This is a genomic window from Catenulispora yoronensis (genome assembly GCF_039531695.1).
Taxonomy (GTDB): Bacteria; Actinomycetota; Actinomycetes; order Streptomycetales; family Catenulisporaceae; genus Catenulispora; species Catenulispora yoronensis.
In genome coordinates, this window is sequence record NZ_BAAAQN010000212.1 from 1 (window position 1) to 579 (window position 579).

The window sequence follows — 579 nt, forward strand, 5'->3', positions numbered from 1 at the left end:
CGCCGACCGCGGGTCTGGGTATTGGTATCGACCGCATGGTGATGCTGTTTACCAACAGCCATACCATCCGCGACGTGATCCTCTTCCCGGCCATGCGTCCGCAGAAGTAATCCATTGCACTCCCTCCCGGCCTGCGCCGGGAGGTTCTCCCTGCATTATCCCCGGCCTGTCGGCAGAGCGATGTTATTACAGGACTTTTTGCAGGGAGCCGCGCTGTCTGCCGTTTGCCCATACGCCGTTAAAGGCGTCGTTCAGCGTAAAGGCTGAGCTTTTCACCCGGAAGGTCAGTTTACCCTGGCTGGCTTTCGCCTCCTCGACCAGATGACCATGGGTTTTCACCGTTTTAGCGGTGACGGTAATCTCATCAATTTTATCGCCATACTCCGTATAAACATACCAGGTGCCCACACAGGGGCCGAAGCCGCTGCTGGCGTGCTGCGCGGCGGCGGCATTCTCGGCTTTGGTTTTATGAATATCGCAGGTGGTCCCATCGGTCATCTGCGTGCAGCCGGAACGTTCAAGCTGTTCCCGGTATTTCGCGCTAATGGCGTGGGCCGGCGCGGCGGCGACCAGCGCCAG

The 579-nt window shown here is 59.1% G+C and carries 2 protein-coding genes; one reads left to right on the plus strand and one right to left on the minus strand.

The annotated features are described in order from the left end of the window. Positions 1–110 (plus strand): amino acid--tRNA ligase-related protein (locus tag ABD481_RS46880; protein ID WP_138976241.1); only part of this gene is annotated, 110 nt, incomplete at its 5' end. A 76-nt stretch (positions 111–186) separates the two neighbouring features. Here the strand turns inward: ABD481_RS46880 and ABD481_RS46885 are convergent. Continuing rightward, on the minus strand, positions 187–579 hold a 393-nt coding region (locus tag ABD481_RS46885), incomplete at its 5' end, for a hypothetical protein (protein WP_344672368.1).